Raw genomic sequence first — 25,254 nt, forward strand, 5'->3', positions numbered from 1 at the left:
TTTATGCAAAAACTTTTATCCCCTTTCTATCAAGTGGTACTTAATCGAAAAATGCTACTCCGGTGGCGGGTTATAAATTTAGTTCTGTTTCTATATTTAAGTCTTTCAGCTAATGTTTTTGCCCAGAATAAAATTTGGGATAAAACTATTGGCGGAGTTGATTTTGACGAGTTAACTTCCATTCAGCAAACCAAGGATGGCGGCTATATTCTAGGGGGGACTTCCCGGTCGGGCAAAAGTGGTGATAAATCCGAAGGTGGTGACGTAGGAAGTCTGGAAAACTGGATAGTAAAAGTAAGAGCAAATGGCAGCAAAGAATGGGATAAAACCTTTAAAGCAGATGGTGGCGACAATATATCATACTTCCTTTTATCATCTATTCTGCAAACTAGTGATGGTGGCTATATTATAGGCGGTATTTATTCTGATTCTAATTATGAGTGGGATTACTGGCTAATGAAGCTAAATAGCAAGGGCAGCAAAGAATGGGGTAAAACCATTGGTGGTTCCAGTTATGATGAATTAACTTCTCTGCAGCAAACCAGTGATGGCGGCTATATTTTAGGTGGTATCTCTTATTCTGATATCAGTAGAGATAAAACCGAACCTAGTAGAAAAAGCGGAGATTATTGGGTAGTAAAAGTAAATGCTGTAGGAAATAAAGAATGGGATAAAACCATTGGTGGCAATAAAGATGATTATTTACGTTCTGTTCGGCAAACTAAGGATAACGGCTATATTCTGGGAGGGAATTCACAGTCCGGAAAAAGCGGCGACAAATCCGAAGCAAGCCGAGATGAATGTTTTGATGGTAACTGCGCTACTGATTATTGGGTAGTAAAGCTAAAAGCTAATGGTACAAAAGAATGGGATAAAACCATTGGTGGTGCTTGGGTAGATTATTTAGCTTCCGCGCAACAAACCAGTGATGGCGGCTATATTCTGGGGGGTACTTCTGAATCAGGTAAAAGTGGCGATAAAAGCCAGGATAATATACAAGATGCTTCTGGTAATCTCTACAGTGATTATTGGATAGTAAAGTTAAATGCCAACGGTAGCAAAGTCTGGGATAAGACTATCGGAGGTGTTAGTATAGACCAATTGGTCTCCTTGCAGCAGACAACCGATGGTGGCTATATTCTGGGGGGGACTTCTGACTCCAACATTGGCAGCGATAAATCGGAAGCTAGCCACGGAGAGTGTTATGATGGTACTTGTTCCGATGACTACTGGATAGTAAAGCTGAAGGCAGATGGGAGCAAAGAATGGGATAATTCATTGGGTGGTGATTTAACTGATAAATTAGCTTCATTGCAACAGACCAGCGATGGCGGCTATATTCTGGGGGGGACTTCAGGATCTAACAAAAGTGGCGATAAAAGCCAAAATTCTAAAGGCCAGGATGATTACTGGATTATAAAATTAGATAATAAGGGCCGTAAAAATCAACTTATTACGTTCACACCTATTTCTAATAAATCCTTAGGTCAGTCTTTTGCACTTTCAGCGACAGCAACCTCTGGTTTGCCGGTTTCCTTCAGTGTAAAATCAGGTCCGGCCACTATTAAAGGCAATATTATAATGCTCACCGGCTTAGGTACCGTTACGGTAAAAGGTTCGGTAGCTGGTAATAATGCTTATCAGCCCGCCGAAGCTACCATTTCATTCATCGTAGAGTCACCTTTAATGGTTGAAAAAGAATGGGATAAAACCATTGGCGGCAGTAAAGACGATTTTTTATCTTTTATGCAACAAACCAGTGATGGCGGCTATATTCTGGGGGGTACTACTTCGTCTGGCAAAAGCGGCAATAAAACCGAAGATAGTAAAGGAGGTAATGATTATTGGATTGTAAAGCTCAACGCCGATAGAACCAGAGCTTGGGATAAAACCATAGGAGGAAATTTAAATGATCAATTAACTGCTGTGCAGCAAACCAGCGATGGCGGCTATATTCTGGGGGGAACTTCTAACTCTGATATCAACGGTGATAAATCGGAAGCCAGTAAAGGCGAAGAGGATTACTGGATAGTTAAACTAAATGCAGATGGCAGTAAAGCTTGGGATAAAACAATTGGAGGAAATAGAAGTGATATAATGGCTTCTATTCAATACATTTCAGATGGTAGCTATATTTTGGGCGGAACTACTTCTTCTGATTTTAAAGGTGATAAATCCCAATCGAGTAGAGGCCGCACGGATTACTGGGTGGTGAAACTTAGAGCTGACGGGACAAAAATCTGGGACAAAACTATTGGTGGAAATAGCTACGACTTATTACGGTCTATTAATCTGACGCGAGATGGCGGCTATATTCTGGGAGGAACTTCTCGTTCCGATGATGGGGGAGACAAAACTGAAGCCAACAAAGGAGGGGATTATACTACCGGAGATTACTGGATAGTAAAACTGAAAGCAAATGGTTCGAAAGAATGGGATAAAACGATAGGTAGTGGTTATTCTGATGATTTAGCCTCGGTGCAACAAACCAGCGATGGCGGCTATATTTTAGGGGGCACTTCTCATTCCGATGATGGGGGAGACAAAACCGAAGCCAACAAAGGGGGAGATTATGAAGGGTATCTTCACAGCGATTATTGGGTAGTGAAGTTAAAGGCGGATCGCAGCAAAGAATGGGATAAAACGATTGGCAAGCATGGGTATGATAATTTATTCTCCGTACAGCAAACCCATGATGGCGGTTATATTCTGGGGGGTGGATCAACGGAGGGAATTGACGGTGACAAAACAAAAAATGCTGGTGGAGGCTGGCTGGTGAAGTTACAAGCCGATGGTACTAAAATCTGGGACGAAAGCATTGGCGGAAATTATGGCGACTATATATTAATGGTACAACCAATCAGCAATAATGAATATCTACTGGGGAGTTCTACTTCTGCCGGGATTGGCGGATATAAAAGCGAAGCTAGCAGAGGTGGTTCTGATTTTTGGATCGTAAAGTTTAAAGAAAAGCAAATAGTAGCAGATCAATGGAACATGCGCTACGGTGGTTCAGGCCAAGACAATCTTACTTCAATCATTAAGACAAAAGATGGCGGCTACTTATCCGGTGGTTACACCAACTCAAATAAGAATGGCGACAAAACTCAAGATAGCCAAGGCAAGAACGACTATTGGATTGTCAAATCAGACAAGAACGGCAAGAAAGAATGGGACAAACGCTATGGGGGTAGTGCAGACGATTACCTGAATTCGGTTATTTCAACCGGTGATGGCGGGTATTTACTAGCGGGCAGTTCTTTGTCAAGTAAAGGAGGGGATAAAAGCCAGGATTCTAGAGGAGAGCGGGATTACTGGATTGTGAAAGTAGATGCACAAGGCGATAAACAATGGGATAAACGCTATGGAGGCTCCGGTTACGATGAACTCAAGCAAGTTATTCAACTGCCTTCCGGCCGCTATCTTCTGGCGGGCACGAGTAACTCTCCGGCCAGTGGCGACAAACACCCAGGTAGCCAGGGCGGACAAGACTACTGGGTACTCAAAATCTCGGCTACCGGCGAGCGCATCTGGGACAAACGTTACGGGGGTTTTGGGGATGATGCCTTAGAAGGCCTTGCTTCTACCTTGGATGGCGGCTTACTGCTGGGCGGCACTTCTACTTCAGGCGTAAGCGGAGACAAGACACAAGCTAGCCGCGGCAACTCTGATTTTTGGTTGGTGCGCATTGATGGAGATGGAAACTTGCTTTGGGACAAACGCTATGGGGGCAGTGGGGAAGACCAGTTACTAACCCTGGGCAGCACCGGTACTAGTTCTGGCAACTTCTTTGTGGCCGGCACAAGTACGTCGGGTAAAGGCGGGGATAAAACGCAGCAGAGCCAGGGCGGCAAAGATTATTGGTTACTTAAAATAAACAGCAAAGGCGGTAAGCTCTGGGATAAAGTGTATGGCGGCAACCAGGATGAAGAACTCCGTTCGGTTATTCTCACCCAGGAGGGTGGCTACTTGCTAGGCGGCAGCTCTACTTCCAGTAAGAGCGGCGACAAAACCCAGAATAGCCAAGGCAAGAAAGAGTACTGGCTGGTGAAAACGGATGACAAAGGTGTGCTACAATGGGACAAGCAACTCGGCGGCAACCAAGAAGAAGAACTACGCACGGTTCTGGAACTAGCTGAAGGCAGCTATGTGGCGGGTGGTCGATCCACCTCGGGGGTAAGTGGAAATAGAACCCAGCCGAGTCAAGGCAGTACCGACTACTGGCTCGTGAAATTCTCTGCTCCAACCAGTTCGATCGTAGCCGAAAGAGAAGCTACTCCAGCTGAGGAAGCTGTTTCTGTTACTCGGACTTTGACTGCTTATCCTAATCCGTTCCAAAGCAAAGTAACCGTGCAATTTACCTTACCACAAAGCCAATCGGCAATCATCAAAGTCTATGACAATCAAGGAAAAGAAATTACAACTTTGTTTAACAGCCAGGCGCAAGCTAATCTAACCTACCATGTAGAATGGCAAGCGAGTCAAAAACCCGCTGGTTTGTATTTTATTCAACTGCAAACCCCTAGCCTCCTCCATCAGCAGAAACTGCTGCTCACTAAGTAAAATAAGTAAATATATTAAGTCAACCAAGCCGGATAGAAGATACTATCCGGCTTATTTCCATCCGCTTAGCTTTTATAATAGATAAAGGAAGGTTAAGTGGTAATAGCCTGAAAAATCAGATATTGTAGACCTACATTAACCATCTCGAAATATTATTTACTAAAAAGGTCAATTTATGGGAGCTATTCTGCTTATTTTTCAGATAGCATTTAATTTAATCCATAAAAATTTCTTCTTTACAAAGTTTTTTTTAAATTTATTAGCAGTTAAGTCCTATATACAACTACTTTTTAAATTAAAAAACGTATCTAATACGCTTACATTTGTTTTACCCGAATAAATTATTTTCTATCTATTCTGGTATTAATATTATTTTCAGACGCGCTTTTTTAAATACTTAGTTATAACTAAGTTCTACTCTATCCAGTGATGTATTTAGCTCCTATGGGTTCTCTGCCCAATAATGAGCTTCTTTCTTTTATTGCAGTTAGAATTTAACGGGTCAACAATACTAAGTAGTTGTTTGTCCAAATGTGCTGATAGCGTTATCTCTTTCCCTTTTTAGTCTTTTTTTAAATAAAAAGTAAGTACCGGAAAATTATCCGCTTATACTTTAGTCATCAGACTTCTTCTGGCTATTGCCGCTGTTTAAAACAGTTTTGCGCGTGCTTTTACCTTAGATTACCCTTATCAACAATAATCCTTATTAAACCAAAACAGCATGAAAACACTTGTACATCGTGGCAACGAGATTTGGGAAAATCATTCGTTGGCTAGTTTTTGGCGCTTTTTATTCCTGGTTTTACTTTTTCTGTATGGTTCTGCTCCGGCTGTATGGGCGCAAACCAAACAATGGGATAAAACTCTGGGGGGAAATGCAACCGAAGATTTTACCTCTATGGTTGTAACGCCCGATGGCGGCTACTTACTGGGAGGTACCTCTACGTCCGGGGTGAGCGGCGATAAAACGCAAACTAGCCGCGGACAGGCCGATTATTGGATTGTAAAAGTAAATTCCAGCGGCAATATCGTCTGGAATAAAACCATTGGCACGAGCGGGTATGATTATTTCGAAGATTTAATTGCCACGCCCGATGGCGGCTATTTAGTAGGTGGTTCTACTTTCTCGGATGTAAGTGGCGACAAGACCGAAAAAAGCAAAGGCAGCTTTGATTACTGGCTCGTAAAATTAGATGCCGCCGGTAATAAGATGTGGGATAAAACCCTGGGAGGAAGTAATTACGATTATTTTCAAGCAGTAGTACCTACCCAAGACGGCGGCTATTTAGTAGGAGGCACTTCTTTTTCGGGTAAAAGCGGCGATAAGAGCCAAGCTGGGCGAGGCGGCCTCGACCGGGATTATTGGGTAATTAAAATTGATGAGAACGGTAAAAAAGTTTGGGATAAAACCATAACCGGCGACAGCGATGACCGACTGATGGAGGTAATGGCTACCCCGGATGGAGGTTTCTTGCTGGGCGGTAATTCTTACTCGGACATTGGCTACGATAAAACCGGCGAATCCAGAGGAGTGGATGATTATTGGGTAGTAAAACTGGACAGCACCGGAACCCAAGTGTGGGATAATACTTTTGGGGGAGCATCTACCGACAATATATATAGTTTGGCGCTCACGCAAGATGGAGGGTATTTGTTAGGAGGGTATTCCGATTCTGGTGTACAGGGCGATAAAACCGCTTCTGGAAAAGGAGGTTCAGATCTCTGGATTATAAAAGTAGACGCAAACGGGGCTAAAGTTTGGGATAAAACTTTTGGTAGTCGCACCTATGATTATTTTGCTGATTTAATTGCATTGCCGGGAGGCGGCTATATGCTCGGTGGTACTACGTCGGGGGGAATTGGCGGCGATAAAACGCAAATTACTCGGGGTGGCCAGGATTATTGGGTAGTAAAAATAAACGAAACCGGTAACAAGGTTTGGGATAGAACTTTCGGGGGGAAAAATTCCGATGAATTACAAACCTTATTGTCTACCCCTGATGGCGGCTATTTATTGGGCGGTAGTTCTTTTTCCGGGATTAGTGGCGAAAAGAGCGCCGCTGGTAAAGGCGAAAGAGATTATTGGGTAGTAAAAGTAGAGGAAGATAATTTCCTGGATGCGCAGTGGAACTTTCGCTATGGGGGTTCGGGTAAAGATGGTTTTGCCACTTTAATCAGAACAGCCGATAGTGGTTTTTTATTCGGGGGATCTTCTTCTTCGGATAACAGTGGCGATAGAACGCAACCTACCCGGGGCAAGAGTGATTTTTGGATTGTTAAAACCGATGAATCCGGTAAAAAAATCTGGGATCGCCGATACGGCGGCCCTTCAGACGATTATTTAAATTCAGTTATTCAAACAGTAGATGGGGGGTATTTGCTCGGGGGTACTTCGCTTTCGGGAGTAGGCGGCGATAAAACCCAGGCCGGCCGGGGCGAGCGCGACTATTGGGTAATAAAAGTAAATTCGGAAGGGGTAAAGGTGTGGGATAAACGTTTTGGCGGCAGTGGCGTCGATGACCTGAAGCAAGTCTTTCAACTGCCTTCCGGCAGGTATATTCTGGCCGGTACTAGTAATTCTACTGCCAATGGCGATAAAACCCAGGGTACTCGGGGCGGACAAGACTATTGGGTCATAAAATTAAATAATAATGGCGCCATGATTTGGGATAAGCGGTACGGCGGCTCGCTCAACGATGCCCTGGAAAGCATAGCTCCTACCCTGGACGATGGTTTTCTGCTGGGCGGTTCTTCTTTTTCGGGGATTAGCGGCGATAGAACGCAAAGTACCCGGGGCAGCGCCGATTATTGGGTAGTCCGGATAAATGCGGATGGCGACGTTGTTTGGGATAAACGCTATGGCGGTTCTGGAGTAGACAACTTAATGTCGTTGGGTAGCACCGGTACCGCAACGGGCAACTTTTTTATTGCCGGCCACAGTACCTCCGGTGTAGGCGGCGACAAAACGCAAAGTAACCGCGGCGGCAAAGACTTTTGGATGATAAAAATTAGCGGAGACGGTGATAAACTATGGGATAGCCGCTTCGGCGGCGATAAAGACGAAGGACTACGCTCCATTATTATTACAGCGGATGGTGGTTACTTGTTGGGCGGCCGTTCTGAATCCGATATAAGCGGTGATAAAACCCAAAAAAGCCAGGGAGGTAGCGACTACTGGATTGTAAAAACCAACAGCGTGGGCGTTAAACAATGGGACAAACGCTTTGGCGGCAATGCTTATGATGAAATTCGGGCGGTACTGCAAACCCCCGATGGTGGTTATTTATTGGGTGGCCGTTCGGACTCCGGTATTAGCGGCGACCGAACCCAGGCTAGCCAGGGCAGCACCGATTATTGGCTGGTAAAAGTAGCCCCTGAAGTAATAGAAGCCCCAACCACCGTAACTGCTCCTACCACTATCGTGAGCGCAGCTAATCTCTCCGAAAGCAAAGTGGTAGAAGCAAGTCCCTCCTTAAGCGTAAAGGCTTATCCTAATCCGTTCCAGGGAAAAGTAACGGTGCAATTTACTTTACCGCAAACGCAACCCACTCAGGTAAAGGTATACGATATCCAGGGTAAAGAAACGGCCATCTTGTTCCAGGGCGAAGCCCAAGCCAATCAAACCTACCAGGTAGAATGGCAGGCGGACAAACAAGCGGCTGGTATGTATCTGCTGCAATTGCAAACCCCGTTCAAACGCAGCCAATACAAGCTGATGCTCTCCCGCTAAGAAGTACAAGAAGCAGTATTCTGTTTTTACTTGTTTTTCTCTGCGGCTCTTTGGTGGCCAGTTGTCAGGTAGCTGGTCTTTTCGAATGAGTAAGTTCAATTTTAAAAATCACCTATTCGTTAACGTATACATTTATGAAAATAGTAATATTTGGTTTCTGCCTGATTAAAAAGTATTGGGTAGGAACACCCGGGTGGCGCATTTTAGGAGCTACCCTGTTGCTAAATTTACTTTTTATGGCAGAAGCTTCTGCCCAGAACAAACTTTGGGATAAAACTATTGGCGGCAACAGCGACGATTATTTAAGTTCGGTGCAACCTACCCGCGATGGGGGCTTTATCCTGGGAGGATTTTCTTACTCCAGCAAAAAATTTGATAAATCAGAAAATAATAAAGGTGGATATGATTACTGGATAGTAAAATTAAAGTCTGATGGTAGCAAAGAATGGGATCGAACTATTGGCAGTTCTGATTGGGATTATTTTCGTTTTGTCCAGCAAACCAGCGATGGCGGATATATACTAGGGGGGCATACTTATGGGGGGAAAAGCCGTGATAAATCTGGGTTTTCTAAAGGTGGTCAGGATTACTGGATTGTAAAATTGAATGCTAAAGGAGATAAGGTTTGGGATAAGACTTTAGGAGGTAACGACAACGAAGAACTCCAGTCTTTGCAGCAAACCAAAGATGGAGGGTATATCATCTTGGGAAATTCTAATTCCAGCTTAAGTGGCGATAAATCGCAAGCTTCTAAAGGTGGTCAGGATTACTGGATTGTAAAATTAAAGGCCGATGGGAGTAAAGCCTGGGACAAAACTATAGGAAGTAATAGCTATGATCAGGCAACTTCCATCCAACAAACTAAAAACGGCGGTTATATTGTAACTGGCGTTTCTTCTGCCAATATTAGTGGTGATAAATCGCAGGATAGTAAAGGGGGCGATGATTTTTGGGTAGTAAGTTTAAACGCGGATGGTAGTAAAGCTTGGGATCGAACCATTGGAGGTAATAATGGAGATGCCCCGACAGCGGTGCGGCAAACCAGTGATGGTGGTTATATTGTGGGTGGCTATTCTAGTTCCGGCATAAGCGATGATAAAACCCAGGCAAGTAAAGGGAACAATGATTATTGGGTAGTGAAGTTGAATGCGGATGGCAGCAAAGAATGGGATAAAACCATTGGCAGCAACGGTTGGGATAATTTAACTGGTTTGCAGCAAAACAGCGATGGCAGTTATATCCTGGGTGGTAACTCTTCTTCGGGGATTGGTGGAAACAAAACGCAGATAAGTAAAGGCGGTAACGATTATTGGGTCGTGAAATTAAATACCGATGGTTCCATTGCCTGGGATAAAACCATTGGCGGCAACAGCGACGATAATCTTTCTTCTATCCTGCAGCTCTCGGATGGTAATTTCCTGCTAGGTGGTTTTTCGTATACAAGTAACAACGGCGACAAATCCGAAAAAAATAAAGGAGGCTATGATTATTGGGTGGTCAAACTAGATAACAGCGGCACCAACCTGAACCAGATTATTACTTTCGCGCCTATTCTTTATAAAAACGTAGACGATCCACCGCTTACTTTAGAAGCTACTACTAGCTCGGGCTTGCCCATTACGTATACCGTTGAATCTGGTCCGGCAACCATTAGCGATGGCAATAAATTAACTTTAACGGGATTGGGAACAGTTACGGTAAAAGCAGCTCAACTAGGTACTACCATTTTCTTACCAGCTTCCGTTACTCGTTCCTTTTTGGTAGAGCCGCCTTCTATGGTGAAAAAACAGTGGGATCAAACCATTGGCGGTAACTCCTCTGATCAGTTAGTTTCCGTGCAACAAACCAGCGATAAAGGGTATATTTTGGGGGGTAGCTCATCCTCTGGCAAAAATGGCGATAAATCAGCAACGGGTAAAGGTGGTCAGGATTACTGGATCGTAAAATTAAGAGCTGACGGCAGTAAAGAATGGGATAAAACCATTGGCGGTAATAGAGAAGACTATTTAAGCTCTGTTCAGCAAACCAAAGACGGTGGCTATATTCTGGGAGGTTATTCTTTTTCTGGTATGAGCGGCGATAAATCGCAGCCTACCAAAGGCAGTTGGGATTACTGGGTAGTAAAACTCCGCGCAAATGGCACGAAAGAATGGGATCAAACCCTGGGCGGCCGAAATGAAGATTATTTAACCTCCGTGCAGCCAACCCAGGACGGTGGTTATATCCTGGGTGGCTATTCTACTTCCGGCATCGGGGCGAACAAAACCGAAGCGAACCGGGGCATTTCTGATTATTGGGTAGTAAAATTAAAAGCCGATGGTAGCAAATCCTGGGATAAAACTATTGGCGGTCGGTACGAAGATGTTCTAACCTCTATCCAGCAAACCAAAGATAGCGGGTATATTTTGGGAGGTTATTCTTTATCGGGTATTAGCGGCGAAAAGTCTCAGGCCCGGATTGGCAGCACCGATTATTGGATTGTAAAATTAGAAGCGAACGGGGAGAAAACCTGGGATAAAACCATTGGTGGCACAGACGAAGATTATTTGTCATCCTTACAGCAAACCAGCGACGAAGGGTATATCTTGGGTGGGTATTCCTGGTCGGGCATTAGCGGCAATAAGAGCCAGGCTTCTATCGGCCAACACGATTACTGGATAGTAAAGTTAAAAACCGATGGTACCAAAGATTGGGATAAAACTCTGGGCGGTAACGAAAGCGACGTATTAACGTCGGTGCGGCAGACCAGCGATGGCGGCTATATTGTAGGGGGAAATTCTTTTTCGGCTATTTCCGGCGACAAAACTCAGGTTCCGCGCGGTGCACCCGACTACGACTATTGGATAATTAAATTAAAAGCCGATGGCAGCAAAGTTTGGGATAAAACCTTGGGCGGTAACGATAACGATGTACTGGCTTCGGTACTCCCAACCGGCAACGGAGAATACATTTTAGGCGGCACCTCCAACTCCGCCGTTTTTGGCGATAAAAGTGAATCGAGTAAAGGTAACACCGACTTTTGGATTGTAAAGTTGAAAGAAGAAGTTACGCTGAATACCGTCTGGGATATGCGTTTCGGAGGTAATGGCCAAGATAACTTAACCTCGGTGATCAAAACACGGGATGGTGGTTACTTATCGGGCGGTTATACCAATTCCGGCAACAACGGCGATAAGAGCCAAAATAGCCAGGGAATGAACGACTACTGGATTGTAAAAAGTAATAAAAACGGCGAAAAAGAATGGGATAAACGCTACGGCGGCAGCGGGGAAGATTATCTCAACCGGGTTATTCAAACCTTAGATGGCGGGTATTTGCTGGCAGGTAATTCTTTGTCGGGCAAAAGCGGCGATAAGTCTCAAGCCAGTCAAGGCGATCGGGATTACTGGGTAATAAAAGTTGATGGACAAGGCAATCAGGAATGGGATAAAACTTTCGGAGGCAGTGGCTCCGACGACCTGATTAAAGCAATCCAACTAGCTTCCGGAGAATACGTGTTAGGCGGATACAGCAGTTCACCGCAGAGCGGCGATAAATCGCAGGACAACCAGGGCGGTAAAGATTACTGGTTAGTAAAAATGAGCAACACCGGCGAAAAGCTCTGGGATAAACGTTATGGCGGCAGCAAAGACGACAAGCTAGGCAGTTTCACCGACACCAGAGACGGCGGCTTTTTCCTGGGTGGCAGTTCTTATTCTAACATCAGCGGCGACAAAACGCAAGAAAACCAGGGTAGCAGTGATTTTTGGGCCGTAAAAACCGACAAAGACGGTAATTTACTTTGGGAGAAAACTTTCGGCGGCAGCGGTCAGGATGAAGTTAACTCCGTGCGGCGTAGCCACGGCGATAACCTGTACCTGGCCGGCACCAGCGACTCTGATAAGAGTGGCGATAAAAGCCAGTCCAGTCTGGGTGGCAAAGATTACTGGCTGGTAAAAGTAAATCAACAAGGCGAAAAAGTTTGGGATCGTACTTTTGGGGGCACCAAAGATGATGAACTGAAAGCCAGTTCCTACACCGACGAAGGCAACTACATTTTAGCGGGCACTTCTTACTCTGATGCCGGAGGCGATAAGAGCCAAGCCAGTCGGGGCAGTACGGATTACTGGATTGTGCAAGTAGATGAGAAAGGAAAAAGCTTAATTGATCAGCGGTTTGGTGGCAGCGGAGCCGAAGAACTACGCACCGTATTCCCGACCAGTGACGGAGGATGGCTCTTAGGTGGCCGCTCCGATTCCGGCGTAAGTGGCGATCGTTCTCAGTCCAGTCAGGGCGGCACCGATTACTGGCTGGTGAAAGTAGCGCCACTCAGCAGCGCTTTAGCTACTTCCCGGCAGGCTGTAGCAGAAGCAGAGCCAATATCCAACGCAACGTTTAACCTGCTCACCGCATCGCCAAACCCAGCCAAAGAACGGCTTACCGTTAGCTTTACTTTGCTGCAAAGCCAAACCGCTACTCTAAAAGTGTACGACATACAAGGCAAGCAGGTCGCTACTTTGTTCCAGGGCCAGGTGCAAGCCAAACAACCGTACCGAGTAGAATGGCAAGCCGGTAATAAACCGGCGGGCATGTACTTACTACAACTTCAAACCCCCACTTTGCGCCAGCAACAAAAATTGTTAGTAACGAAGTAAAAATTTAGTAAATAGTTACATAAAGCCGGGTAGTTAAAGCACTATCCGGCTTTGTTTTTTTAAACCACAAAACAGTAAATAATTTATGCATGCTTTAAAAGATTAGATCAACCTTTTATAAAACAGTCTGTATACACCTTCTAATTCTTATTTCTATAAATATTTTACTAAAATATAAAACTAAACCATCCTTCAAAATAGGAAAGAGAGAAGTAATTTTCTATATTTAATTACTCTCCTCTCTGACAAGCGGCCTTAAACTTACCTGCTGTTATCTTTTAAAAAAGCGAGACCTGCTTTGTGTTTTTTTTCTTACCTCACCAACCCTAATCCTATAATCAATGCAAACACCTTTATCTCTTTTCTGCCAAGTGCTACTTAATCTAAAAATGCTGCTCCGGTGGTGGGTTATAAATTTAGTTGTGTTTCTATATTTAAGTCTTTCGGCGAATGTTTTTGCCCAGAATAAAATTTGGGATAAAACCTTTGGCGGAGATGGTTGGGATGAATTATCCGTAATACAGCAAACAAGCGATGGGGGCTATATTTTAGGAGGTACTTCTACTTCCGGCAAAAGTGGCGATAAATCGGAACCTAGTATTGGGGGAGAGCATTTTGGAACCCCTACTACTGATTACTGGGTAGTGAAGCTAAAAGCCGATGGCAGTAAAGAGTGGGATAAAACCTACGGCGGCGATATTGATGACAAATTAACTTCTGTCCGACAGACCAACGATGGGGGCTATATTCTTGGAGGAACATCCCAAAAATGTGATAGAGATTACTGTCCTGGTTATTACTGGATAGTGAAGTTAAAACCGGATGGCAGCAAAGAATGGGATAAAACCTTTGGCAGTAACTGGTTTGATGAGTTTACCTCTTTACAACAGACCAGCGATGGGGGCTATATTTTGGGAGGCAGTTCTGAGTCTGGCATCAGTGGCGATAAAACCCAGGCCAATAAAGGCGGCTATGATTACTGGATAATAAAGGTGAAGGCCGATGGCAGTAAAGAATGGGATAAAGCTTATGGGGGAAGATATGATGATAAGTTAACCCATTTAGAGCAAACGCGTGATAGCGGCTATATTCTAACAGGAAATTCTTATTCTCCCAAAAGTGGCGATAAATCTGAAGATTCTAGTGGTCAAGATTACTGGGTAGTGAAGTTAAAAGCCAATGGCAGTAAAGAATGGGATAAATCCTTTAGTGGAAGTGGTAGCGATGACTTGCGCTCTGTGGTGCAACAGACCCTGGATGGCGGCTATATTCTAGGAGGTTCCAGAGGCGGTAATACTAATTACTGGCTAGCGAAGTTAAAAGTCGATGGCAATAAAGAATGGGTTAAATCCTTGGGAGGTAACGGACTTGATGGCTTCACTTCACTGCAGCAGACGAGTGATGGCGGGTATCTGCTGGGTGGTACTTCTGAATCCGGAGTTAGTGGAAATAAGACGGAAGGATGCCGAGGAACTGACAGATATGGCTATTGCCAGAAGGATTACTGGCTCGTAAAGATAAAAGCCAATGGCAGCAAAGAGTGGGATAGAACCATTGGGGGTAAAGAGCAAGATAGACTTTTTTCTCTTCAACAAACTCTAGATGGCGGCTATATTTTGGGCGGTTCCTCCGAATCCGGCAAGAGTGGGGATAAAACGCAGGCTAATAAAGGCGGTACCGATTATTGGGTAGTAAAGCTGGATAGATTTATTACTAAAAATCAAACTATTACTTTCCCGCCCATTACGAATAAAACCTTAGGTCAGGCACCTTTTACCCTATCAGCTACGGCTAGTTCGGGTTTGCCGGTGAGCTTTCAAGTTATGTCTGGGCCGGCTACCATTAATAAAAATATAATAACACTCACTGCCGCTGGGACCGTGAAGGTAAAAGCCTTTGTATTGGGCACGGATACTTACCGACCAGCTGAAGCTATTGTTTCCTTTTTCGTAGATCCTCCGGGAGCTGTCAGAAAAGAATGGGATAAAACCTTAGGGGGCAGTAATAACGAATTTGGATTATTTTTTCAACTCTCTCTTGATGGCGGTTATATTCTGGGGGGGTATTCTAATTCGGGTAAAAGCGGTGATAAATCTGAAGAAGTATCAGGCACCTGGATTGTAAAGATAAAATCGGATGGCAGCAAGGACTGGGATAAAGTTATTTATAGCGGCGGTAGTGATAATTTATACTCCCTGCAACAAACCAATGATGGAGGCTATATTCTGGGGGGTAGTGGCAGTGATTACAGGATAATGAAGCTAAAAGCCGACGGTAGCATAGAATGGGACAAAACTATCGGGGGTAGTGGCTTGGATAACTTAAGTTTGGTTAAACAGAGTAGCGATGGGGGCTATATTTTGGTTGGGTATTCTTACTCAGGCAAAAGCAGAGATAAAACTGAAGCTTCTTATGGTGCTTGGGTAGTGAAGATAACAGCGGATGGTACGAAAGAATGGGATAAAGTTATTAGTCGTATTAGGATAACCTCACTCCAACCCACTCGCGACGGGGGGTATATCCTGGGAGGAGGTTCTGTTGATTATTGGGTAGCGAAGCTAAAGGCCGATGGCAGCATGGAATGGGATAAAACCATTGGGGGAGCAGGTGAGGATGCTTTACGCGTAGTGCATCAGATCCGCGATGGCAGCTATATTCTTGGGGGGTATTCTTATTCGGGAATATCTGGCGATAAATCCGAAGATAGTAAAGGTGACTATGATTATTGGATTGTCAAGTTAAAGGTGGATGGCAGCAAGGAATGGGATAAAACTATTGGCGGAAACCGTAGTGATAATTTAAACTCCCTGCAACAAACCAATGATGGAGGTTATATTCTGGGTGGGAATTCAAATTCTGGCATCAGCGGCGATAAATCACAAGTAAGTAGAGGTAGGGATGATTATTGGATTGTAAAACTGAATACCAGTGGAGCTAAAATTTGGGATAAAACCTTTGGCGGAGATAAAAATGATTACTTAGGTACAGTACAACAAACTTTGGATGGGGGATATATTCTTGGGGGCGCGTCTGAATCGGGTAAAAATGGCGATAAATCCGAAGCTACTAATGGGTATATGGATTACTGGGTAATAAAAATAAAAGAAGAGGAACCTCTAACGTCTCAATGGAATATGCGCTACGGGGGTTCGGGCCAGGATAACTTTACTACAGTAATTAAGACAAAGGATGGTGGTTACTTATCCGGTGGTTACACCAACTCAAATAAGAGTGGGGATAAAACACAAGCAAGCCAAGGGAAGCAAGATTACTGGATTGTCAAATCAGATAAGAACGGCAAAAAAGAATGGGACCAACGTTATGGGGGTAGTGGCGAGGATTACCTGAATTCTATTATTTCAACCAGTGATGGCGGGTATTTACTGGCGGGCAGTTCTTTGTCGGATAAAAGCGGAGATAAAAGCCAGACCAGCCAAGGCGATCGGGATTACTGGATTGTTAAGATAGATGCCCAAGGCACGAAGCAGTGGGACAAACGCTATGGCGGCTCGGATTACGATGAGCTCAAGCAAGTTATTCAACTACCTTCTGGCCGCTATCTTCTGGCTGGTACGAGCAGTTCTCCGGCCAGTGGCGACAAACGTCCGGGTAGTCAGGGCGGACAAGACTACTGGGTACTCAAAATCTCGGCTACCGGGGAGAAGATCTGGGACAAACGTTACGGGGGTTCCGGTGAAGACGTACTGGAAGGTTTGGCTCCTACCCTGGACGGCGGCTTGTTGCTGGGCGGCACTTCTACTTCAGGCGTAAGCGGGGATAAAACCCAGGCCAGCCGCGGCAACTCTGATTTTTGGCTGGTGCGCATTGATGGAGATGGAAACTTGCTTTGGGACAAACGCTATGGGGGCAGTGGGGAAGACCAGTTACTAGCCCTGGGCAGCACCGGTACTAGTTCGGGTAACTTCTTTGTGGCGGGCACAAGTACGTCGGGTAAAGGCGGCGATAAAACGCAGGCCGGTCAAGGAGGCAAAGATTATTGGTTCTTGAAGCTCAACAGCAAAGGCGGTAAGCTCTGGGATAAAGTGTATGGCGGCAGCCAGGACGAAGAACTCCGTTCGGTTATTCTCACTCAGGAGGGCGGTTACTTGCTAGGCGGAAGTTCAACTTCTAATAAGAGCGGCGACAAAACGGAAGCAAGTCAAGGTAAGAAAGATTACTGGCTGGTGAAAACCAATGACAAAGGCCAACTGCAATGGGATAAGCAATTAGGCGGAAGTGGCGAAGAAGAACTACGCACGGTTCTGGAACTAGCTGAAGGCAGCTATGTGGCGGGTGGTCGTTCCACCTCGGGGTAAGTGGAGATAGAACCCAGCCGAGTCAAGGCAGTACCGACTACTGGCTCGTGAAATTCTCTGCTCCAACCAGTTCGATCGTAGCCGAAAGAGAAGCTACTCCAGCTGAGGAAGCTGTTTCTGTTACTCGGACTTTGACTGCTTATCCGAACCCGTTCCAAGGCAGAGTAACCGTGCAATTTACCTTACCACAAAGCCAATCGGCAATCATCAAAGTCTATGACAATCAAGGAAAAGAAATTACAACTTTGTTTAACAGCCAGGCGCAAGCTAATCTAACCTACCATGTAGAATGGCAAGCAAGTACAAAACCCGCTGGTTTGTACTTACTGCAACTGCAAACACCTAGCCTCCGCCAACAGGAGAAATTGATTTTAGTTAAATAATTTCACTTTGCAACCAACCAGCAGTTCTGCTTTCTGGCTTGGCTGCAGAGTACCCCTTTTAATAATTTAATAGTTAGCAAAACCTTTGAACAAGAAATCTTGGCAGTAATTTTTTAGATTTTTGCGGATTTCTTAACTGGAATTTGAATCCTGTTATAGTACTACTAATTAAATATCGATAAATTTCTTTAACTTATTTGTCTTTCCACACACCTTTAAATCCCACTATTATGAAACAAGTTTTACTTTGTTCTGGGCAAGCCCCAAGTGGTTATATCCGGAACCTTTACCAGCAGTTGTGCCCGTTAAGGCAAAAAGGTTTGCTGTTATTAATGGAGAATAAGCCATTAAAAATAAAGATCTTATCCCCATTATTTGTAAACCTTATTCTACTTTTTACTTTATTATCTTCCTCTAATCCTGCTTTCTCCCAATATAAAAAGGTAGTACCAGCCAAAGCTCCCGTAACCGTTTCTATCCCCGCTGATAAGGACAATGCTATATCTTCGACTAATTCTACAAAAAATGAAGGCTCCCTAGTCAATCTTCATGTAGGCAGAACCGGAACCCAGGGCGGGAATACAGTACAAAGAGCCTTATTTCACTTTGACCTTAGCCGCATTCCGGCCGGAAGTAAAATTAATGCCGCTACTCTTACCTTAACTGTAACGAGAGCCAAGGGAATGGTTCCGGTAGCTTTGCATAAATTAACCGCCAATTGGGGAGAATTAGAGTCCACCTGGAGCCATGCTTCTTTACCTGGTACCCCCTGGACTACCCCCGGCGGCGATTTTAATCCAACGGCTTCTGCCAGTACGGGTGATGTTGCAACAGGTCCTTTGGTTATTTCTGATTTAACCGCTGATGTTCAAGCCTGGGTAGATAACCCAGCGGGTAACTTTGGGTGGCTTTTAAAAGTAGTAAACGAGGAACCTACCTTTACGGCTAAGCTCATTGCTTCACGAGAAAATACTGTTGAATCCCTCCGGCCCATTCTGAGTATCACCTATACCCTTAACGAAGGCTGGGACCAGCGCTATGGCGGTTTGGGCAACGAAGGCTTTACCACTATTATTAAAACAGCGGATGGCGGCTATTTATCCGGTGGTTATACCAACTCTAACGTGAGCGGCGATAAAACCCAACCTAGTCAGGGCAAAAATGATTATTGGATTGTAAAAAGTGATGACTTGGGCAAGAAACTCTGGGACAAACGCTTTGGGGGTACGGATGATGATTACCTGAATCGCATTATTCAAACGAAAGACGGCGGTTTCTTATTAGCGGGGTCTTCCTTATCGGGTAAAAATGGCGATAAAACAGAGACAAGCCGGGGAAACCGGGATTACTGGGTAGTAAAAATAAATAAGGAGGGCACTAAGCAATGGGATAAACGGTACGGAGGCTCGGGCTACGACGAGCTCAAAAAAGTTATTCAACTTTCTACCGGCGAATACATTTTAGCAGGTTACAGCAACTCCCCGGCTGGCGGCGATAAAAGCCAAAATAGCCAGGGCAAAAACGACTTCTGGATTGTTAAAATAAACAATACAGGTAGCAAAATTTGGGATAAACGCTACGGTGGTAACTTAGATGAGGCTTTAGGAGGCATTGTGCAGACCTCAGATGAGGGCTATTTGTTAGGTGGCAGTTCCTTATCAGGCAAGAGCGGCGATAAAAGCAGAGTAAACCGTGGAGGCAACGATTTCTGGTTAATCCGGTTGGATAAAGATGGTACTAAAATCTGGGATAAAACCTATGGTGGCAGCGGTCACGACGAAGTTTATTCTGTCGGAAAAGTAGGCAACAATTTCTTTATCTCTGGCCAGAGTAATTCTCCCGCCGGCGGCGATAAAACGTTGGGCAGTCAGGGCGGTAAAGATTTTTGGTTGATGAAAATTTCGAGTACAGGTGCTAAAGTGTGGGACCAGCGCTATGGCGGCAGTTTAGACGAAGAATTACGGGCTAGTATCCAGACGCGGGATGGCGGGTATTTACTGGCTGGTAAATCGTTCTCAAATAAAAGTGGCGACAAAACCCAAGACAGCCAAGGCAGTAGCGATTACTGGATCGTGAAAACCGATGCCAACGGCAAATACCAGTGGGATAAACGCTACGGGGGCATCGATGCCGAAGAACTTCGGGCAGTTATTCAAGGAAATGACGGTAGCTTCTTGCTGGCCGGTAAATCAACCTCGGGGGTGAGTGGCAATCGAACCCAACCCAGCCAGGGCGGTTATGATTTTTGGCTGGTGAAGGTAGCCCCGGAAACTACACCCATTGTAACAGCCAGAGAAATCATGTTGGTAGCAGAACCGGCAGCAGAAGCAACACTCAGTCTGCTCCAGGCTCACCCCAATCCGTCTTCGGGTACGTTTATAATTAGTTTTGCTTTGCCCCAAACGCAACCTGCTCAAGTAAAAGTGTACAATAGCCAAGGCGGGGAAGTAGCCAATTTGTTTACCGGTGAGGCGCAAGCCAACCAAAAATATCAGGTTGAATGGCAAGCCGGAAAGCAAGCATCTGGAATGTATCTATTGCAACTACAAACCCCAACGCAAAAGCAACAACAGAAATTACTATTAACGAAGTAATAAAAGTAAATATATGCGTCTCATAAAGCCGGGTAGTATCTTCTATCCGGCTTAATTTTGTGATACAGTTTTTAAATATTTTTGGCAGTTAGGGCTCATCCATTACAATAAAAAGTACTCTAAAATTTATCCTTTCGCTACCTACTATCAGCCTGGTTGCGCCTCTTTTTATCCTTTCAATCTCCAGAACTTTTAAGCAAAAACATTTAGTAAAATTCAGTATAAATGCTTAATTTATAGAGTAAATAAAAGAATATCAACTGCCTTTATTTACTAATTCTACTTTCTGGCTGTCAATCTTTCAGCTGCTGGTGAGCCGGTAGTCTCGTGCCTTTATATTTTACTTTTACCTTAATTAATTGCCCTATCCAATGAAACTATCATTACTCTTTTTCTGCCTAAACTTTAAATTTTTTAATATCTGCAGGCAATGTCTACTTCTTATGTTGCTATTCTGGGCTACTTCTTTAATTAGAGTTTTTGCCCAAGACAAGATCTGGGATAATACTTTAGGGGGATACCAATCAGATGAGCTTAAAGCTATGGTAGTAACACCAGATAGGGGTTACTTACTGGGTGGTACTTCCTGGACTGGGAAAAGCGGTGATAAAAGTACGAGCAGAAGAGGGGCCAATGATTATTGGGTACTAAAGACAGATAAAAACGGAATAAAGGAATGGGATAAAAGCTTTGGGGGAAGCGGCCAGGATGAATTACAGACCATGATAGCTACCCCGGATGGTGGCTTTTTGTTAGGTGGGTTCTCCTCTTCAGGTAAAAGCGGCGAGAAAAGTGAAGCAAACCGAGGAGGAAACAACGGAACTTATGACTACTGGGTGGTAAAAATTGGTGCCAATGGCACTAAACAATGGGATAAAACCTTTGGCAGCAATGATTTTGATGAATTAAAAACTCTGGTAGCTACCCCGGACGGCGGTTACCTGCTAGGCGGTTCTTCGCAATCTGGCGGAATAAGTGGCGATAAGACCCAGGAGAATAAGGGTTGGATTGACTATTGGGTGATAAAAGTAGATGCAAAAGGAAACAAACTCTGGGATAAGACTTACGGCGGCAACGATGAAGATAAATTATTATCCATGGTAACTACTCCTGATGGGGGATATTTACTGGGAGGGCATTCTACATCGGGCAAGAGTGGAGATAAAAGTGAAACAAACAGGGGTTTACTCCAAAGAGGGTTTTATGAAACTTCGGACTACTGGGTAGTAAAGGTAGATGCCAATGGAAATAAAATCTGGGATAAAACCTTTGGGGGCAGCGAAGCCGATCACTTAACAACAATAGCACTTACAAAGGATGGGGGTTATTTGCTGGGGGGCAGCTCTTATTCTACCGCTAGTGGCGACAAAACGGAAGTTAGCCGGGGTAGTGGTGATTATTGGCTCGTTAAAATAAATAGTAACGGTAAGAAGCTATGGGATAAAACCTTAGGTGGGAATGATTATGATCAGCTTACGGCTATTGTTACTATTCCGGGTTATGGCTATCTGTTGGGAGGCTGGTCTTTCTCTGGTATAGCAGGCGATAAGTTAGAAGCCAATCGGGGCCGCGAAGGATATACAACGTATGATTATTGGATTATTAAAATAGATGAAAATGGCAATAGAAGTTGGGATAAAACCATTGGGGGGAATCTGAATGACGAATTAGCGGCTTTAGCGGTTACCGATAAGGGTTACTTGCTCGCCGGAACTTCCAGTTCGGCTCAAAGTGGTGATAAAAGCGAACCCGAAAGAGTAAATGATTACTGGATAGTAGAACTGCAGGAAAGCGGCAAAAACTGGCAGAGCATTACCTTTGAACCTGTCTTAAACAAAACATTAGATAATAAGCCTTTTCCGCTTTTCGTTTCTTCTAGTTCAAAACTACCGGTTACCTTAAGCGTGGTCTCCGGCCCGGCTATTCTTAAAAATAATATAATTACCCTCACTGGTACAGGCTTGGTTACCATTAAAGCTTCGCAGGCCGGCGATGACCGCTATTTCCCGGCTCAGGATGTTTACCGTAGCTTTCTGGTTGAGAATGTATCAGCGTTTACCAAACTCTGGGACAAACGTTACGGGGGCAATTTTTATGATTACTTCGAAACCATTATCTCCACCCCGGAAGGCGGCTATTTACTGGGAGGAGATTCAGATTCGGAAAGGAGTAGCGATAAAAGCGAAGCTAGCCGGGGCCGCAACGATTACTGGATAGTAAAGACAGACAGTAAAGGCGTTAAACTTTGGGATAAACGCTTTGGCGGAAATGGCATTGAGAATTTAGGGGCTCTGGTGCCCACTCCAGATGGTGGTTATTTGCTGGGTGGTTTTTCCGATACTGGCAAAAATGGCGATAAAACCCAACCGAATAAAGGTTATTTGGGATCTACTGATTACTGGATTATAAAGCTAGATTCTGATGGCAATAAAATTTGGGATAAGACCTTTGGTAGTAATTTCTCCGAATTTCTTACTGTAATTATTCCTACAGCAGATGGCGGCTATTTATTAGGTGGTTATTCTAACTCGGATAATGGAGCTGACAAAACGGAAGCTAGTAGAGGGGAACGTTCGTTTGACTACTGGTTAGTAAAGATAGATGGCACTGGTACTAAACAATGGGATAAAACTTTTGGGGGTATTGGCGATGATAATTTAACTTCTATTATTTCTACTCGCGATGGCGGTTATTTGGTGGGCGGCTTTTCAAACTCAGGGAAAGAGGGAGATAAGTCGGAAGCTAATAAAGGTCATTCAACGGCGGACTTTTGGGTGGTTAAGATAGATGGCTCGGGCAACAAACAATGGGATAAAACCTTGGGTGGCACTGGAACCGACGAACTGAGTGGCCTGCTGGAGATCGCCAATGGAAGATTTTTGTTAAGTGGTTCTTCGGATTCAAAAATAAGTGGCGATAAAACGCAGAACAGTTATGGGGGCAAAGATTATTGGTTACTCCAGATGGATGATAAAGGCAAGAAACTCTGGGATAAAACGTACGGGGGAAATAGCAGAGATAAATTAAATACTCTTGCCACTACCCTGGATGGTGGTTACTTACTCGGTGGGGAATCTAATTCTAAAATAAGTGGTGCTAAAAGCCAGATTAATCGAGGCGGTACGGATTATTGGGTAATCAAAATAAATAATAGCGGGGAGATACTCTGGGATAAAACTATTGGCGGTACTGGTAACGATGAGTTATTCTCTGTAATGGTAAATCCGGATGGCAGTTATTTATTAGGCGGAACTTCCAGGTCAGAGATAGGAGGTGAGAAAAGTGAAGCTAGCAGAGGCTTCGCCGATTACTGGTTGGTGAAAACAAAAGAAGCCCAGCCCTTTACTGCTCAGTGGAATATGCGTTACGGTGGTTCGGGTACGGATAATCTTACTTCCGTGACTAAAACTTCGGATGGAGGTTACTTAAGTGGGGGGTACACCAACTCCGGCGTGGGTGGAGACAAAAGCCAGCCGAGTCAGGGCAAATATGATTATTGGATTGTGAAAAGTGATAAAAATGGCAAAAAACTCTGGGACAAACGCTATGGCGGCAGCGAAGATGATTTTCTTAACCGCGTCTATCCCACCAGAGACGGCGGGTATTTACTCGGTGGTAGTTCGCTATCGGGAAATAGCGGCGATAAAACGGAAGCTAACCGGGGCAATTGGGATTACTGGATTGTAAAAGTAGATAAACAGGGCAACAAAGAATGGGATAAAACTTTTGGCGGCAGTAGTTCCGATAACCTCCGGAAAGTGTTGCAACTACCATCCGGCGAGTACGTGTTAGGTGGCAACAGCGGTTCTCCTAAAAGCGGGGATAAAAGCCAGGCTAGTTGGGGTAGTAGTGATTACTGGATTATAAAGCTCAGCAGCACCGGCGAAAAGCTCTGGGATAAACGCTATGGTGGCAACCTGGAAGAAAAACTAGGTAGCTTTAGCGACACACAAGGTGGGGGCTTTTTGCTGGCAGGTAGTTCTTACTCGGGCATCAGCGGCGATAAAAGTCAAGTAAGCCAGGGCAATAACGATTTCTGGCTGGTGCAAATTGATCAGGATGGAAACTTACTCTGGGAAAAAACCTTGGGCGGCAATGGGCAGGAGGAGGTGTACACTTTAGGAAGAAGCAATGGTACTAACTTGTTTGTGGCGGGCACGAGTACCTCCGGTAAGAGTGGCGACAAGAGCCAGGCGAGTAGGGGTAAAAAAGACTACTGGCTAGTAAAGATAGATGCCAAGGGAACCAAACTCTGGGATAAAACGTACGGCGGCAGCCAGGACGACGAATTACGCTTTAGTGAGTTTGCCACCGGTGGGCATTATATTCTGGCTGGGTACTCGTATTCAGGTATCGGCGGTGATAAAACGCAAGCCAGCCAAGGCAGTAGTGATTATTGGATAGTAGAAGCAGATGAAAAAGGCGAAAAAATAGTGGATCAGCGATTTGGTGGTAGTGGCACCGAAGAACTAAGAACAATCTTTCAAACCAAAGACGGTGGGTTGCTCTTAGGTGGTCGCTCCGACTCGGGCGTGAGTGGCGATAGAACGCAGCCCAGCCAAGGAGGAATGGATTACTGGCTCGTGAAAGTAGCTCCGGTAAGCAGTCCGATTGTAGCAGCCAGAGAAGCCCTGCCAATGACCACTGAGCCAGTAAAGGAAGCCAAGCTAAACTTGTTAAAAGTGTACCCAAATCCATTCAGAGACAGAGTAACCGTGAGCTTTACTTTACCCCAAACGCAACCAGTTAGTGTGAAGGTGTACAATAACCAAGGTAAAGAATTAACAACTTTGTTCCGGGGCGAAGCCAAAGCCGATCAAACGTATGAAGTAGAATGGCAAGCGAACAACCAAGCCGCTGGTTTGTACTTTTTACAAATGCAAACCCCTACTACACCCCAGCAACAAAAACTGCTCTTAACGAGGTAAATAAAGCAAAATTTACTAAAAGCCGGCTAGGATCTATCCTGCCCGGCTTTTTTTATTCTGAAAGGTAAAGGCTACCTTCTACTGTTTCGCTTAAGAGAATGGGCTA

General features: G+C 44.7%; 7 protein-coding genes. All 7 read left to right on the plus strand.

Going from position 1 to position 25,254, the window contains the following annotated elements; all coding sequences use genetic code 11:
- Positions 1–3: 3 nt before the first annotated feature.
- The 7 genes from HUW48_RS24770 to HUW48_RS24800 all read left to right on the plus strand — a co-directional run bounded on the left by HUW48_RS24770 (position 4) and on the right by HUW48_RS24800 (position 25,148).
- Positions 4–4,563 carry a T9SS type A sorting domain-containing protein gene (locus tag HUW48_RS24770; protein ID WP_182413477.1) on the plus strand — a complete coding sequence of 1,520 codons (4,560 nt, stop codon included), beginning with the start codon at positions 4–6 and terminating at the stop codon, positions 4,561–4,563.
- Positions 4,564–5,284: 721 nt separating this feature from the next.
- Positions 5,285–8,293, plus strand: coding sequence for a T9SS type A sorting domain-containing protein (locus HUW48_RS24775; RefSeq protein ID WP_182413478.1), 3,009 nt, complete (start codon positions 5,285–5,287; stop codon positions 8,291–8,293).
- Between the two features lie 134 nt (positions 8,294–8,427).
- Positions 8,428–12,927, plus strand: a complete 4,500-nt coding sequence (locus tag HUW48_RS24780) for a T9SS type A sorting domain-containing protein (protein WP_182413479.1) — start codon at positions 8,428–8,430, stop codon at positions 12,925–12,927.
- A 341-nt stretch (positions 12,928–13,268) separates the two neighbouring features.
- A complete protein-coding gene (locus HUW48_RS24785) occupies positions 13,269–17,243 on the plus strand; it encodes a hypothetical protein (RefSeq protein WP_182413480.1) in 3,975 nt (1,324 codons plus the stop codon).
- 47 nt (positions 17,244–17,290) lie between these two features.
- Complete coding sequence (locus tag HUW48_RS24790; RefSeq protein WP_182413481.1) at positions 17,291–17,626, plus strand: T9SS type A sorting domain-containing protein; 336 nt, start codon at positions 17,291–17,293, stop codon at positions 17,624–17,626.
- A gap of 230 nt (positions 17,627–17,856) precedes the next feature.
- Positions 17,857–20,220 (plus strand): DNRLRE domain-containing protein, encoded by a 2,364-nt coding sequence (locus HUW48_RS24795; protein WP_182413482.1) that lies wholly within the window; start codon positions 17,857–17,859, stop codon positions 20,218–20,220.
- Positions 20,221–20,663: 443 nt separating this feature from the next.
- A complete protein-coding gene (locus HUW48_RS24800; protein ID WP_182413483.1) occupies positions 20,664–25,148 on the plus strand; it encodes a T9SS type A sorting domain-containing protein in 4,485 nt (1,494 codons plus the stop codon).
- Positions 25,149–25,254: the final 106 nt, after the last annotated feature.

This window comes from Adhaeribacter radiodurans (assembly GCF_014075995.1).
Taxonomy (GTDB): domain Bacteria; phylum Bacteroidota; class Bacteroidia; order Cytophagales; family Hymenobacteraceae; genus Adhaeribacter; species Adhaeribacter radiodurans.